The sequence below is a fragment of the Stutzerimonas kirkiae genome (assembly GCF_004327335.1).
Taxonomy (GTDB): Bacteria; Pseudomonadota; Gammaproteobacteria; order Pseudomonadales; family Pseudomonadaceae; genus Stutzerimonas; species Stutzerimonas kirkiae.
In genome coordinates this window covers 97,139-112,484 of the sequence record NZ_QJUO01000012.1, presented here as the reverse complement: position 1 = coordinate 112,484, position 15,346 = coordinate 97,139, and the positions used below count along the sequence as shown (strand labels likewise).

Annotated in this window: 12 protein-coding genes; 4 read left to right on the top strand and 8 right to left on the bottom strand. The window is 61.6% G+C overall.

Going from position 1 to position 15,346, the window contains the following annotated elements; genetic code table 11:
- Nucleotides 1-310 precede the first annotated feature (310 nt).
- From pssA to mrcB, 7 genes are all read right to left on the bottom strand, one after another.
- Nucleotides 311-1,159 (bottom strand): CDP-diacylglycerol--serine O-phosphatidyltransferase, encoded by an 849-nt coding sequence (pssA, locus tag DNJ95_RS08970; RefSeq protein WP_131184381.1) that lies wholly within the window; start codon nt 1,157-1,159, stop codon nt 311-313.
- A gap of 106 nt (nt 1,160-1,265) precedes the next feature.
- The gene (gene ilvC / locus DNJ95_RS08965; RefSeq protein ID WP_131184380.1) at nt 1,266-2,282 is read right to left on the bottom strand and encodes a ketol-acid reductoisomerase; all 1,017 of its coding nucleotides are present in this window, start codon (nt 2,280-2,282) and stop codon (nt 1,266-1,268) included.
- Between the two features lie 48 nt (nt 2,283-2,330).
- A complete protein-coding gene (ilvN, locus tag DNJ95_RS08960) occupies nt 2,331-2,822 on the bottom strand; it encodes an acetolactate synthase small subunit (RefSeq protein WP_131184379.1) in 492 nt (163 codons plus the stop codon).
- A 2-nt stretch (nt 2,823-2,824) separates the two neighbouring features.
- Nucleotides 2,825-4,549: an acetolactate synthase 3 large subunit gene (locus DNJ95_RS08955; protein ID WP_131184378.1), complete on the bottom strand. Its 1,725-nt coding sequence runs from the start codon at nt 4,547-4,549 to the stop codon at nt 2,825-2,827.
- 341 nt (nt 4,550-4,890) lie between these two features.
- Entirely contained in the window at nt 4,891-5,214 is a 324-nt protein-coding gene (locus DNJ95_RS08950; protein ID WP_131184377.1) for a YqcC family protein, read from the bottom strand.
- Complete coding sequence (locus tag DNJ95_RS08945) at nt 5,214-5,957, bottom strand: tetratricopeptide repeat protein (protein WP_131184376.1); 744 nt, start codon at nt 5,955-5,957, stop codon at nt 5,214-5,216. The genes DNJ95_RS08950 and DNJ95_RS08945 overlap by 1 nt, the downstream gene beginning before the upstream one ends.
- 37 nt (nt 5,958-5,994) lie before the next feature.
- Entirely contained in the window at nt 5,995-8,316 is a 2,322-nt protein-coding gene (mrcB, locus tag DNJ95_RS08940) for a penicillin-binding protein 1B (RefSeq protein ID WP_131184375.1), read from the bottom strand.
- Nucleotides 8,317-8,750: 434 nt separating this feature from the next.
- Here mrcB and DNJ95_RS08935 point away from each other — a divergent pair, with 434 nt between their 5' ends.
- Entirely contained in the window at nt 8,751-10,313 is a 1,563-nt protein-coding gene (locus tag DNJ95_RS08935; RefSeq protein WP_131184374.1) for a bifunctional aminoglycoside phosphotransferase/ATP-binding protein, read from the top strand.
- 425 nt (nt 10,314-10,738) lie between these two features.
- On the opposite strand, the gene aphA is transcribed toward DNJ95_RS08935, so the two are convergent.
- Nucleotides 10,739-11,380: an acid phosphatase AphA gene (gene aphA, locus DNJ95_RS08930; RefSeq protein WP_131184373.1), complete on the bottom strand. Its 642-nt coding sequence runs from the start codon at nt 11,378-11,380 to the stop codon at nt 10,739-10,741.
- A gap of 430 nt (nt 11,381-11,810) precedes the next feature.
- Here aphA and DNJ95_RS08925 point away from each other — a divergent pair, with 430 nt between their 5' ends.
- The 3 genes from DNJ95_RS08925 to DNJ95_RS08915 are packed head-to-tail and all read left to right on the top strand — an operon-like array spanning nt 11,811 to nt 15,294.
- The gene (locus DNJ95_RS08925) at nt 11,811-12,218 is read left to right on the top strand and encodes an ExbD/TolR family protein (RefSeq protein WP_131184372.1); all 408 of its coding nucleotides are present in this window, start codon (nt 11,811-11,813) and stop codon (nt 12,216-12,218) included.
- Nucleotides 12,219-12,222: 4 nt separating this feature from the next.
- Nucleotides 12,223-12,966: an energy transducer TonB family protein gene (locus DNJ95_RS08920; RefSeq protein ID WP_131184384.1), complete on the top strand. Its 744-nt coding sequence runs from the start codon at nt 12,223-12,225 to the stop codon at nt 12,964-12,966.
- Between the two features lie 39 nt (nt 12,967-13,005).
- A complete protein-coding gene (locus DNJ95_RS08915; RefSeq protein WP_181953385.1) occupies nt 13,006-15,294 on the top strand; it encodes a TonB-dependent receptor in 2,289 nt (762 codons plus the stop codon).
- The last annotated feature ends 52 nt before the right edge of the window (nt 15,295-15,346 follow it).

Below are 15,346 nucleotides of genomic sequence, written 5' to 3'. Positions count from 1 at the left end.
GTCTCAACCGAGGCCGCGCATTCTACAGCAGCCTTGTTTCTCGTCAAGTCGTTTTCGAAGAATTTTTCGTTTCTTCTCAACCCCTTGCGCTTCGACCCCGACTGAAGCGGGAGGCGAATTCTACAGCCCACAAGAGAACTGTCAACCACCTTTTTCCGCTTCAACCCGTTGACCGGATCGACCTTCCCGGCACACCGGAAAACCACTCAAACCTAATGTAACTTGTTGATTTGAAAGCTGTTTTCCTTCGCTACCGCGCCGGAAGTGGTGCGCATTATAGGCCAGGCAAATCTCACGTCAAGCGCTGTTTTCACTTTTCTTCTGCGGTGCCTTCCTGCTTACGGCGGCGGCGCATCAGTAACTGCACCGGGCCGGAGACGGCGTACGCCAGGAAGATAAGCAGGAGAATGCGTGGAGGGTCACTGAAGACTACGGCGAAGACCAGCACGACCACCAGTATGGCAACGAAAGGCACTCGCCCCTTGAGGTCCAGGTCCTTGAAGCTGTAGTACTTCACGTTGCTGACCATCAGCAGGCCCGCCGCCGCCACGACCAGGGCGAACAGCATGACGATTGCCAATGGCAGGTCAGTTCCCTTGATGCCCGGCTCGTCCAGCGCCCAGACGGCCCATACGCAGCCTGCCACGACCCCGGCTGCGGCAGGACTGGCCAGGCCGATGAACCATTTCTTGTCCACCTTGCCGATCTGGGTATTGAACCGCGCCAGCCGCAGTGCGGCGCAGGCCGCATAGATGAAGGCGACCGTGAGCCCGACATTGCCCAGCTCGGACAACGCCCATTGATAGGCCAGCAGCGCGGGCGCCAGCCCGAAGGCAACCATATCGGAGAGCGAGTCGTATTCGGCGCCGAAGGCGCTCTGGGTATTGGTCAACCTGGCCACCCGCCCATCGAGGCTGTCGAGCACCATGGCCACGAACACGGTGGCGGCCGCCACGTAGAAGTTGCCATTGATCGCCATCACGATGGAGAAGAAGCCCGCGAACAGGTTGGCCGTGGTGAACAGGTTCGGCAGCAGGTAGACCCCTCGGTGCCGGACCTTGCGACCCTCGGCATCCTGGCTTTCCTCGACATGCTCGTCGATAGGCAGCAGGCTTTCCGGTTCGACAGGTTTTTTCGGGTCTTCGACTTGCTCGCTCATACAGTTTCCACCTTGCAACGACCTTGTATGTGGGTTTTATACCAGATGCACCCCGCCAAACGAAAAAACGCGGCCTTGGCCGCGTTCTTTCATGACAGTCGGACTGTCAGTTCTTGCTTTTGTCGACGATCTTGTTGGCGGCGATCCAGGGCATCATGGCGCGCAGCTTCTCGCCGACCACTTCGATGCCATGGGCGGCATTGTTGCGGCGGTAGGCGGTCATCGACGGGTAGTTGGCAGCGCCTTCGGTGATGAACATCTTGGCGTATTCGCCATCCTGGATACGCTTGAGCGCATTGCGCATGGCGGCGCGGGACTCGGCGTTGATCACTTCGGGACCGGTGACGTACTCACCGTACTCGGCATTGTTGGAGATCGAGTAGTTCATGTTGGCGATACCGCCTTCGAACATCAGGTCGACGATCAGCTTCAGCTCGTGCAGGCACTCGAAGTAGGCCATTTCCGGCGCATAGCCGGCTTCGACCAGGGTTTCGAAACCGGCCTTGACCAGTTCGACGGTGCCGCCGCAGAGAACGGCCTGCTCACCGAACAGGTCGGTTTCGGTCTCGTCCTTGAAGGTGGTTTCGATGATACCGGTACGGCCGCCGCCCACGCCCGAAGCGTAGGACAGGGCGACATTCTTGGCATTGCCCGAAGCATCCTGGTAGATGGCGATCAGGTCGGGGATGCCGCCGCCACGCACGAACTCGGAACGAACGGTATGGCCCGGGGCCTTCGGCGCGATCATGATCACGTCGAGGTCGGCACGCGGTACGACTTGGTTGTAGTGGATGGCGAAGCCGTGGGCGAAGGCCAGGGTCGCGCCTTTCTTCAGGTTCGGCTCCAGCTCTTCCCTGTACAGCTTGCCCTGGAACTCATCAGGGGTCAGGACCATGACGACGTCGGCATCGGCCACTGCAGCCGCCACTTCGCTGACCTTCAGGCCATGGGCCTGGGCCTTGGCGACGGAGGAGGAGCCGGCGCGCAGGCCGACGGTGACATCGACACCGGAATCCTTCAGGTTGCAGGCGTGCGCATGGCCCTGCGAACCGTAGCCGATGATTGCGACTTTCTTGCCCTGGATGATGGAGAGGTCGCAATCTTTGTCGTAGAAAACTTTCATTGAATTACCCTTGGTTGCTGGCCCCATCGGAGCCGTCCGGATGAATGGTTAAATGCTCAGAACCTTGTCGCCACGCGAAATCCCGGTCACACCGCTGCGCACCACTTCGAGGATGGAAGTCGCACCGATGGCCTGGATGTAACTGTCCAGTTTGTCGCTGGTGCCGGCAAGCTGGATGGTATAGACGCTCGGCGTGACATCGACGATCTGCCCACGGAAGATATCCGTGGTGCGCTTGACCTCGGCCCGCAACGCACCGGTCGCCTTGACCTTGATCAGCAGCAGTTCGCGTTCGATGTGGGCGCTTTCCGACAGGTCGACCAGCTTGACCACTTCGATCAGTTTGTTGAGGTTCTTGGTGATCTGCTCGATCACCTCATCGTCGCCGACAGTGGTCAGCGTCAGACGCGACAGGGTCGGGTCCTCGGTCGGCGCCACGGTCAGGCTTTCGATGTTGTAGTTGCGCTGGGAGAACAGGCCTACCACGCGAGACAGGGCGCCCGGCTCGTTTTCCAGCAACAGGGAGATGATATGTCTCATGATCAGGTCCGCTCCGTCTTGCTCAGCCACATGTCACGCATGGCGCCATCTTTGATCTGCATCGGATAGACGTGCTCGTTGGTGTCCACCACGATGTCCAGGAACACCAGGCGATCCTTCAGGGCGAAGGCTTCTTCCAGTGCAGGCTTGAGATCCTTCAGATCGGTGACGCGCATACCGACATGGCCATAGGCTTCGGCCAGCTTGACGAAGTCCGGCAGCGATTCCATGTAGGAGTGCGAATGACGGCTCTCGTAGTTCATGTCCTGCCACTGGCGAACCATGCCCAGGGCGCCATTGTTCAGGTTGACGATCTTCACCGGCAGACCGTACTGCAGGCAGGTCGACAGTTCCTGGATATTCATCTGGATACTGCCTTCGCCGGTCACGCAGGCGACATCGTCATCGGGGAAGTTGAGCTTGGCGCCCATCGCCGCCGGGAAGCCGAAGCCCATGGTGCCCAGGCCGCCGGAATTGAGCCAGCGGTTCGGCTTGTCGAACTTGTAGTACTGCGCGGCGAACATCTGGTGCTGGCCGACATCGGATGACACGAAGGCCTCGCCCCGGGTGACTTCGCACAGGGTCTCGATGACGGTCTGCGGCTTGATGATGCTGCCATCGCCCTTGTCATAGGGGAACAGGCCGCGATTGCCACGCCACTCGTCGATCTGCTTCCACCAGCTGGCAACGGTTTCGGCATTGGGGACCTGGCCGATTTCCTTGACGATGGCGACCATTTCGCTCAATACGCTGTCCACCGGCCCAACGATGGGGATATCGGCCTTGATGGTCTTGGAGATCGAAGCGGGGTCGATATCGATATGGATGATCTTGGCGTTCGGGCAGAACTTGGCCGGGCCGTTGATCACGCGGTCATCGAAACGCGCCCCGACCGCCAGGATCACATCGGCATGGTGCATGGTCAGGTTGGCGGTATAGCTGCCGTGCATACCGAGCATGCCGACGAACTGGCGGTCGCTGCCCGGATAACCACCCAGCCCCATCAGGGTGTTGGTCACCGGCAGGTTGAGGATTTTCGCCAGTTCGGTGAGTTGCGCGGAGGCACCACCGAGAATGACGCCACCACCGGAGTAGAGAACCGGGCGCTTGGCCGACAGCAGCAGTTCGGCCGCCTTGCGGATCTGCCCCGAATGGCCGCGCAGGGCCGGGCTGTAGGAGCGCAGCTTGACCTTCTTCGGATAGACGTACTCGAATTTCTCCGCCGGATTGGTGACATCCTTCGGAATGTCCACCACCACCGGGCCGGGGCGGCCGGACTGGGCCAGGTAGAAGGCCTTCTTCAGGACTTCGGGAATCTCCGAGGCGTGCTTGACGATGAAGCTGTGCTTCACGATGGGCCGGGAGATACCGATCATGTCGGTTTCCTGGAAGGCATCGGTGCCGACCATGTTGCTGGGCACCTGGCCGGAGAGCACCACCATCGGGATCGAGTCCATGTAGGCGGTGGCGATGCCGGTGATGGCATTGGTGGCGCCCGGACCGGAGGTCACCAGTACCACGCCAGCCTTGCCGGTGGCACGCGCATAGCCATCGGCCATGTGGGTCGCCGCCTGTTCGTGACGGACCAGGATATGGGAGATTTCCTTTTCCTTGAACAGTGCGTCATAGACGTGCAGCAGGGCGCCGCCCGGATAACCATAGATGTACTTAACGCCTTCGTCACGCAGGAAGCGGACGACCATTTCAGCGCCGGATAAGAGTTCCACGTTGTTCACCTCTGAAACGCCAGATAACCGCCCGCGTCGGAGCGGCCAGGAATAGGTTTACTGCCAGACAGCGCATGAGCGACGGGTGGTCGCCGACTACGTCAGCCACTGGATTGGCAAGTATTGGGACGGCCCAGAGCGTTGCGGGGCATCCCACCCAGCGCGAGGTAACGCGTTGCGGGTAGTGCGGATCGGCGCGGGTAGCACCTTGTTTGTCGAGCGAAACGGCCCGCTTGCGGCGGACAATCCGGACAACAAGCCCCGAATTGTTCGGATTCGCCCACGCCAAGTCAAGCCTGGCGTGATAATCAAAGCACCAAAGCGCATAAAGATGCGACGACTCAGGCGCCAAGCAAGCGATCGAAGTCGCCCAGCGCCCCCAGCAGCGAAGAGGCTTCCGCCATTCGTTCGCGGTATACCACCTCGCCCATCGCCCTGATGCCGGACACGGCTGGCAGCGGATGGCTCTCTTCGATGATGCTTTTCATGCGCGGCAGAAATATCCACTGCAACCACTGCTCGAAACTCAGCGTATCCACACAGAACGGCTGCTCGCTCGCCAGCGCCTCGGGGGCTGGCGGCGTTTCCGCCCATAGCGACAGCAGCCGCAGTTCCCGTTCGATCAGCAGAAGCTGCTCGGCCACGGCCGGCACCCGCGCATCCATCAGAGCGCCACCTTGGCCCGCTCGCGCGCTTGCGCCGCACCGGCGGCATCCCCCTGGCTCTGGCGGGACTGGGCAATCAACTCCCACAGGCTGGCCTGCAGGGCGGGGCGATCGCCCGCATAACTGAGGGCACGGCGCGCCAATTGCTCGGCCTGGGTCGCATCCCCCTGCTCCAGCCGTACCTGCGCCAGGCGATAGAGCACCTGCGGCTCACGCGGTGCGATACGCTGGGCCCGCTCCAGGCTGGAGGCGGCGCCATTGAAGTCGCCGCCGCTCTGCTGTTGCTGGGCGGTGGTCAACAGTGCCAGGACCGGGCCATCCAGCCGCTCGTCGGCAGCCAACCCGCCCGCCGCGGAAGGAATACCGGTCGGCTGGCTGGCAACCGGCGCCGCCACGGACGCTGCCGGCGCACTCCAGCTCCCCGCCGCCGCATCTGTCGAACTGCCCGACAACGGGGCCACATCCGGCGCGGCGAACGTCAGAGGGGCGGAGCCGCCCTGCGGCACCATGACCGTTACGCCACTGTCCTGGCTGGCGGCCTGCGGCGCCTGGGCGGCTGGCTGCGCATACCCGGTCGCTGGCGCATTGCGCGCGATGGCATTTTCCGAAACCGGCGCGCCGGCATCGACGACAGGAATCCCCCCCTGCCTTGCGGTCGAACATCCCTGGAGAACCACCAGGGCCGCCAGTATTGCCCAGCACTGCCTGTTCACTTGACGTTTGTTCACTTGTTCGAACCTCATTCAGAGCATTCCAGATACATTCACAGGCGCCGTCACCTCAAGGCAACCAGCCACGAATCCAGTCCATCAGCGGATCCTCGCCACCTCCCTGCCCGCCACAGCCGGCACCCGGCGCCGGCTCGCTGCCACGGATATAAGGCATCTGCACAGCGCCCGGACAACCTTCGGCAGAGCCTTGCCCGGTGGTGCCATCCACCCAGGCCATCACGACATTGTCGGGCCGCGGCATATTCAGCGGCAGAGGATCGGCCCGCCGCATGAAGTCCGCCCACACCTGCAAGGCCCCGGTGGCGCCGGTCAGCGGCGTCTTGCCATTATCATCGCGGCCCATCCAGACGACCGCCAGCAGGTCCTGGCTGAAACCGGCGAACCAACTGTCACGCGAGTCATTGGTCGTCCCCGTCTTGCCGGCCAGGGCCAGCGACCTGGGGAGCTGGTTATAGGCCGAACGGCCGGTGCCCTCGGTCATGACGCGCTGCATGGCGTATTGCGTCAGGTAGATGGCCCCGGCATCGAAGCGCTGCTGGATCTGGAAGGGATAGCGCTTGAGCGGCTCGCCATCGGCCGCAAGCACGTTGCGGATGCCGCGCAGTGGGGTATTGAAACCGCCATTGGCCAGGGTCTGGTAGATATCCGCCACCTCGACCGGGCGCATCGCCCCCGCCCCCAGCAGCATGGACGGATAGGCCGGCCAGTCCGGTTCGACACCCAGCCGGCCAAGGGTCTTGAGCACGCTGGGCACGCCGAGGTCGAGGCCGAGCCGCGCGGTGGACAGGTTGTAGGAATTGGCCAGCGCCTGATAGAGGAAGACGCTACCATGGGCCTCGCGCCCATAGTTCTGTGGTCGCCAGACCTGGCCGTCCGCGCCCTTGACCGAAAAAGGCTCATCTTCCAGCCGGGAAGTCAGGGTGTACTGGCTGGGCTTTTCCAGGGCCGTCAGGTAGATGGCCGGCTTGACCAGCGAGCCGATCGGCCGTACCGCATCCAGGGCCCGGTTGAAACCGGCGAACCCGGCCTGGCGGCTGCCCAGCATGGCCTGGACCTCGCCGGTTTCCGGATTGGTGACCAGCATGGCGGCCTCGACCTTGTCCAGATCGGGGCGCCCGGCCAGGCGCTTGAAGGTGTCGTTCATGGCACCCTGGGCCTTGAGTTGCAGGATCGGATCGAAGCTGGTGAAGATGCGCAGCCCCTCCTCCGTCAGGTCCTCCTCGCGATAGTCCTGGCGCAACTGGCGCTTGACCAGGTCGAGGAACGCCGGATAGGAACTGTTGGCCATGCTGCCCCGGCTGGTGACACCCAGTGGCAGCTTCTTCGCCGCCTCGGCCTGCTCGGGCGCAACTACCTGCTGCTCGACCAGCATGTCAAGGATCAGGTTGCGTCGCTCCAGCGCTCGTTCGGGCTGGCGCCGGGGGTTGTAATAGGTGGGGCCCTTGACCATGCCGACCAGCAGGGCGACCTGGTGCAGCTTGAGCTCCGACAGCGGCTGCCCGAAGAAATACTGGCTGGCCAGGCCAAAGCCATGAATCGCCCGGTTTCCATCCTGGCCGAGGAATACCTCGTTGAGGTAGGCCTCGAGTATTTCCGGCTTGTCGTAATGCAACTCCAGCAATACCGCCATCATCGCCTCGGTACCCTTGCGGGTGAGGCTGCGCTCGTTGGTCAGGTAGAAATTCTTCACCAACTGCTGCGTCAGGGTACTACCGCCCTGGCGCACCTGGCCCGATGTCAGGTTGACCCAGACGGCCCTGGCGATGGACTTGGGCGAGACACCGAAATGCCGGAAGAACTCGCGGTCCTCCACCGCCATCAGGGTCTCGACCAGGTAGGGAGGGACCTGATCCAGCTTGATCAGGATGCGATCCTCGTTGTGCGCCGGATAAAGCCCGCCGATCAGCAGCGGCTCCAGGCGTGCGACAGCCAGTTCGCCACCATCGGTGCGCCCCAGGCCGGCAACGAAATCGCCGGAAAAGCGCACGCGGATGCGACGGGCCTCTTCGGCGCCCTCGTAGAACTGGAAGCCCCGGGTGTGCAACTCGATATTATTCCCCGCCGCGGACACCACGCCCGGTCCGCTCACCGCATTCTCGCGGCGATAGCCGAGGGCATCCAGCTCGGAGAGAAAGTCCTGGCGATCCAGCTTCTGCCCGACGAAAAGCTCCAGGGGCCGCGCATAGACCTTGGCCGGAATGGTCCAGCGCTTGCCGGAAAATTTTTCCTGCACGATAGCGTCGAGATAGATGGCGAAGCCGGCCAGGATCACCAGGCCGACGATGGACAGTTTGACGAGCCAGCCAAGCCAGGGCTTCATGCCACGGGAGCGCTGCCTGGAGCGAGAGCGGGGAGATCGGGTACGAGTCATGGCGCGGCATTATACGCACTTTGCCGACCACGAGCAGGCAGGGCGACGGTTTGCACAGGGCGATCGCACAAGCGCTCACCTACGCTACCGGGCAGGCACATGCCCTGCTTCAGGGGGCGAGACAGTGCGACCGGATTGGCAATCGTGTGTCTGGCTGGCTTCTGGATCGTAGAGCGTGATCTCGGGCTCATCGTCCCTGTGCGAATGCCTGGTAGCGGGGCGGGGCCTCCGCCGACAAAGGCGCCACCGAAGAACGCTCCCTTCTATTCATATGAACGACGGGGTCATGCGTGTCTCGTAGCGGGGCTGGCCGGGTACGCGGCAGCACGGGCGACAGGGCACCGCTTGCAGCACATGGCCCGACAGTTTGCACGGAGAGCCCCAACCGCCATAATGCCGGGACATCTATCCGCTGCAACCTCAAGGATCCCCCCGTGAGCCAAACCCTGATAGCCGCGTTGCAGAATCCGGCCCTGTATCCCCACCCGGTGGAGGCTTTCCAGGTTATCGAGACTCATATCTCCTGGGTACTGCTGACCGGCCCCTATGCCTACAAGATCAAGAAGCCGGTGGATTTCGGCTTCCTCGACTTCACCGGACTGGAAGCCCGCAAGCATTTCTGCAATGAAGAGCTGCGCCTCAACCCTCGCCTCACCGAGGACCTGTACCTGGACGTGCTGCCGATAACCGGCACGCCCGAGGCCCCGCAGTTGGACGGCGACGGTCCGGTCATCGAGTATGCGCTGAAGATGCGCCAGTTCCCGCAGGAGCAATTGCTCGACCAGGTGCAGGCGCGCGGAGAACTGAACGAAACACACATAGACACCCTGGCCGCACAGATCGCCCGCTTCCACCTGAAGGCACCGCAGGTCGCTCTCGACCACCCGCTGTGCAATGCCAACGCGATCATCGCGCCGCTACGGCAGAACTTCGAGCAGATCCGCCCGATATTGACCGACAAGGCTGACCTGCAACAGTTGGACGCCCTGGAGAGCTGGGTGGAAAGCGACCTCGAACGGCTCTGGCCGGTACTCGAGGCGCGCGCCGCCGAGGGCTTCATCCGCGAATGCCATGGCGACATCCACCTGGGCAATGCCGCCTTGCTCGCCGGCCGCGCCACGCTCTTCGACTGCATCGAATTCAACGAAGCCTTCCGCCTGTCGGACATCGCGCTGGATATCGCCTTCCTCGCGATGGACCTGGAGGACCGCGGCCTCAAGAACATGTCACGGCGCCTGATCAGTCTCTGGCTGGAGCACACGGGCGACTACGGTTCCCTGCAACTGCTCAACCTGTACAAGGCCCACCGTGCGCTGGTGCGAGCCAAGGTCGCGCTGTTCCGCCTCGACCAGGAGCAGGACGCCGTACAGCGCGCGGTGATCCTGCGCCAGTACCGCCGCTATGCCAGCCTGGCGGAAAGCTACAGCGCCATCCCTTCGCGCTTTCTGGCGATCACCCACGGCGTCTCGGCTGTCGGCAAGAGCCAGGTCGCCCTGCGCCTGGTCGAGGCGCTGGGCGCGCTACGGCTGCGTTCGGATGTCGAACGCAAGCGCCTGCATGGCCCCCAGGGCGAGGAACAGGCCGGCCGTATCGGCGCGGGGATCTATGACGCGGCAGCCACTCGCGCGACCTATGAGCGTTTGCACCAGCTCGCGACAATGGCGCTGAACGCGGGCTTTCCCGTGGTCATCGACGCAACCTACCTGCAACAGGCGCAACGGCATGCCGCCTGGCAAATAGCCGAGGCGACTGGCGTCCCCTTCCTGATCGTCGATTGCCATGCACCGGTTCCGGTCATCGAGCAATGGCTGGCACAGCGCCAGCAACAGGGTGGCGACCCCTCGGATGCAACCCTGAGCGTCATCAAGGCCCAGCAGGCTGCTCGCGAGCCCCTGACGAAAGAGGAACTGGCCAACAGCCGCCATGTGGATACACCGGACGCCGCCAGCCTCGACAGCCTGGTCACGGCCATCAGGAAGCACCTGCCAGAGATCTGAGCTCAACGGCTGGAGCGCGTTCGACAGCCGACTTCCGGTGGCCCGCCACCGGAAGCGTGCCGCCTGCCGATATCATTTCATGATGGGCACCGGCCCTGGCTCCAGCAGCCTACAGCGGCAGCCGACGCGGATACCCTGCCTGCGCATTTCCTCAGGGGAAGCCCCTCACCCCTCCAGCTCCAGACGGCCCACAGGCACGCATGGTAAAAAAAATCACAATCATTTGAAAAACGGCTTGACCGGTTAATGATAATTGTTATTATTGCAGCAACTGATCGCGAGATCAGCCGATAAGCTGAAAGCCAGGCATCGGTCTTTCAGGTTATCTCCTCATCAGGCTAATCACGGTTTTGACCCGGCTCTTGCCGGGTCTTTTTTTGCCTGCGTTCCATGCCTCGCCATCATTGGCAGGCTCCACGCCCACCTCAGCGCTGAGAATCGACCAGCACTTCCTCACCGAGAGCACCGTTGTCCGGCAGGGGCAGGTAGCTCGAATTCCCCGCGCGCATCACACGTATCGGCCGGGCGCCCGCCTCGCGGGCGGAGATGATGTCACTGTCTGCATCGCCATAATAAATGCGCAGGCCACGCTCGCGAATGAAGCGGGACTTCTCCGGCCCGGAAGTGAAGACCACTGGTCGCATGTCGACGATAGCGAATGTCTTCTGCAGGATGCCGGTCAACTGCTCGCCCTCGGTATATGGACGCCCAGTGATGAAATACAGGGTATCGCCGCGCTGCTGGTGCAGCTCGATAAGCGCCCGCGCTACGTCCTTGGGTATCGAGTAGCGGTCACAGCCACCGTTGATTTCATTCCAGAAGCTCTGGCTCTTCAGGTAATCGTCACTACCGGGAGAATACTTCTGCTGCCCGTAATAGAAGCATGGACTGGAAAACAGCACGGTATCGTCGATATCGAAACCGACCGCCATGGGTGCACGCCCCTGCACGCTGCCAGCGAGATCGGGGATGGATATCCAGCGGATATCGGGTTGTGGCTGATACGAAGTACAGCCCAATAACAGCAACCCAAGGAAGCTGACCGAGAAGAATCTGGAGATTTGCACGAGAACCTCTTGCTCAAAGAATCAGGAGCCTGCCACCAGCAAATGGCATGCCGGCACACCGAGCCTGCAGACCGCTGACCGAGCCCGTGGCACGCACAATAGTTGTCACTGATGTCAATTATATTTCGAACCTTCGCGCACCTCTGCCGGAACTCCCCCGAGAGTCCCAGCCTGGTGCAGAACACCTCATAAAATGAGCATTTATGGGGCAAATCTGGACGATCATTCACCAACTCACCTCAAGCACCTACACGAAAATCCTCTTTTCACTCTCAATGATCCCAGCTTAATCAAACTGAAACCTTCCACGCATAGCTTATTCCTGACACAAGAGACAGCTTTGGCACAGTCCGTGCTGATGCTCTCTGCAAACATGAAGTCGGAGCCGCCGTAGTGGCCGCCGACGCCGCAGTCGTGGAGTGGCGAAGTGATGCGTAACTGGGAAGAGCCGAAGAAAAAGCGCTTGCACATCGAGATCATCCCGATGATCGACGTGATGATGTTCCTGCTGGTGTTTTTCGTATTGATCAGCCTTAACGTGATTCCGGCGCTGGGGATCAAGACACAGTTGCCGGGCGCCGCCCATGCACAGCAACTGAAACCGCAGAACAAAGCGGTAATCACCCTGGGGCTGGATGACCGCCTGCAGCTCGATGGTGTCGATCTCGCCGAGCAGGCGCTGGTGGAACAGTTGAAGGTGCTGGAGGGTAGCGGCGAGAAGCTGGTGATCATCCTCAACAGCGATGAAGGCGTGGAAGTCGGGCGTCTGGTCAGGGTCATGGATCTGCTCAAGAGCAATGGCTTCTCTTCCGTTTCCATTGCTACACGCAAGCTGTAACGCCATGTCTGTTCTATTCAAGTCCCGCAAGGCCATTGCATCCCTGCCGGCGGTCTGTCTGCTGGCGGTGGCGGTCCATAGCTCTCTCGAATCGGAATTGAAGATCACGCCGAAATACGATGAAAGCACCGTCGAAGTGGCTTTGATCGACCTGGATCAATTGCTGCCCCCCGAACCCGAGCCAGAGCCCGAACCTCCGGCCCCGGAGCCGGAGCCGGAACCACTGCCAGAGCCCGATCCCGAGCCGGTGGTCGAGTTGCCGCCACCGCCCCCCAAACCGAAGCCCAAGCCGCCGGAGCCCAAGCCGCAGCCACCGAAGCCGGTCGCGCCGAAACCCCAGGTAGCCAAGCCGGCGCCCGCACCAGTGGCACCACAGCCTGCACCAGCCGCGAAACCGGCTCCGGCTCCCGCCGCGGTACAGGCCCCCAAGGTCGATATCGCGGCCCTGGAGAGCAGCTATATCGCCGCACTGTATGCGGAACTGGAGAAATACAAGCAATACCCGCGTGGCCGGGAAGCCTCGCTGCAGCGCCCGGTCGGCGATGTGGTCGTCTGGCTGCTGATCGACCGCAGCGGAAAGGTGCTCGACTCGGGCATAGAGAAGAAAGCTTCGAACCTGCTGTTAAACCGGGCGGCGCAAGCGAGTTTGCGCCGCATCGAGAAAGTAAGGCCGTTCCCGAGGGACGTTTTCGGCGGCAAGGATAGATACCGTTTCAACGCAACACTTGTTTACAACATCGAAAACTAACCAATTGCCTCCTACTTAGATACAGAGAGAGATGACTCCGTGAAACTCAATAGGATGTTTAGCATGTTGCTGGTTGCCGGCTGTGGCAGCTGGACAGCGTCGAGCCTGGCTCAGGACTCGGTCGATATCGGCGAACTCGAAGTGACCGGACAGAGCCTGGGCAACGGCCAGATGGTCCAGGAGGAAGCGGCCAAGTCACGCTCCACTGTGACCAGGGAAGCGCTGGAAAAGATGTCACCTACCGGCAACGGTATCGACAAGCTCAAGTACACACCGGGCCTCAATGTCTCCAGCGACGACAGCTCCGGCCTGAGCGGTTTCAACTTCAGCATGCGCGGCATGCAGTCTGACCAGGTCGGCGTGACCATGGACGGGATTCCGATCAACGACTCGGGCAACTACGCGCTGTATCCGAACCTGCTGGGCGATCCGGACAATCTGGCGGAAGTCTTCGCTACCCAGGGCTCCGCTGAAATCGACGGCCCCCATATCGGTTCGAGTGGCGGCAACATCGGCCTGGTGTCGATGCGCCCGACCAAGGATTTCGGTGTGGCCTTCAAGCAGACGCTGGGCAGCAACAACCTGCAGAAGACCTTCGTCCGCCTGAACACCGGCGAATACATGGGGCTGAGCAATTACATCTCCGTGTCCAAGACGCAAAGCGACAAGTGGAAAGGCAAGGGTGAACTGGATGCCGAAAAGGTCGAGTTGAACAGCCTGTACAAGTTCGGCGAGGGCAACAGCCTCAACGCCATCATCAAGTACCACAAGCAGGAGAACAATCGCTACGCCACCGCAAGCCTCGCGCAGTACCGCTCCAACCACCAGTACGAGTTCGCCGAAACCCCGGTCTACAACGCCAACACCGGCAAACTGAGCACCGCCAGCTACAAGACCTCGGTCAACCCGTTCGAGAACGTCACCGCCTCGCTGACTGGCCGCTTCCAGTTGCGCGACGACCTGCAACTGACCGTGGCGCCCTACTACTACTGGGCCAATGGCGGCAGCTACAGCGCTTATGGATCGCCTGCGACCCTGTACAGCACCACCAACAGTTCAGGCAACTATGACTTGAGCAACCTGAATACCTCGGCGGGCTACAATGCCGATGGCGACCCGGTCAGCGGCCGTTACTACCGTCCGTCCTGGACCGAAACCTGGCGCCCCGGCATCAACAGCAAGCTGACCTGGGCCCTGAACGACGATCACTCCCTCGATATCGGCTACTGGTACGAACGCGCCCGCCAGCGCCAGACCCAACCGTTCATCTCGCTCAAGGCAGACGGCAGCCCGACCGACATCTGGGCCGACTCCAACGCGGCGGTAGATGCCAATGGCGTCAAGATCCAGGGTCGCAACTACTTCACCGTCACGCCGGTGCACAAGCTGTTCATCCAGGACACGTGGTACGCCACAGCGGATCTGACGCTCACCGGTGGCCTCGCCTACGAGTATTCGGAACGTGACGGCAACATGAAGGCCAGCCTGTACGACACGCCGGAGAAGCGCAACGCGACCTATCACGAGTTCCTGCCAAACTTCAGCGCCAAGTACCAGTTGGATACGGAAAACTCGGTTTTCTACAACCTGACCCGCAACATGCGCACGCCGCCGAACTACGTGCTGTACAACGCCGGCGACTCGATCAGCCTGGATCCCGAGCTGAGCTGGAACAACGAACTCGGCTGGCGCTACGCATCCGACAGCATGGCCCTCAGCGCCACGCTGTTCTATCTGCAATTCGAGAACCGCCAGATATCCAGTCGCAACCAGGATGGCGACTACGAGATGCTCAACGCCGGCAAGGTGGAGAACAAGGGCCTGGAACTGGAGTTCAGCGGCCTGCTGCCACATGATTTCAACTACTACGCCTCGTACACCTACACGGAAGCCGAGCAGCAGGAGGACATCCTGTACTACGGCGTGTACGTACCGACCAAGGGCAAGCAGGTCGCCAGTGTGCCGAAGAACCTGTTCAACCTGAGCCTCGGCTACGACAACGGCCGCTGGTACGGCAATGTCATCGGCAAGTTCGTCGATAACCAGTACGGCGACCTGACCAACGACCAGTCCATCCCGCACTACACCGTGGTGGACATGAACGTCGGCTACCGCCTGCCGGTGAACAAGAATTACCTGCAGAGCGCCACCGTACGCTTGTCGATGAACAACGTGTTCAACCGCGAATACCTGGCCGGCGTGAATACCGTGGTGGTCAACTCGGCACGCTACAACGGCACTGGCAGCACCTACGCCGGGGCACAAACCCCGTACTACACCATCGGCGAAGAGCAGACCGTCGCGGTCACGTTCGAAGCCAACTTCTGACCCTGGGAAAGGGCCGGCCGCTGGCCGGCTCGAATCCGTTCGAATTACCCGA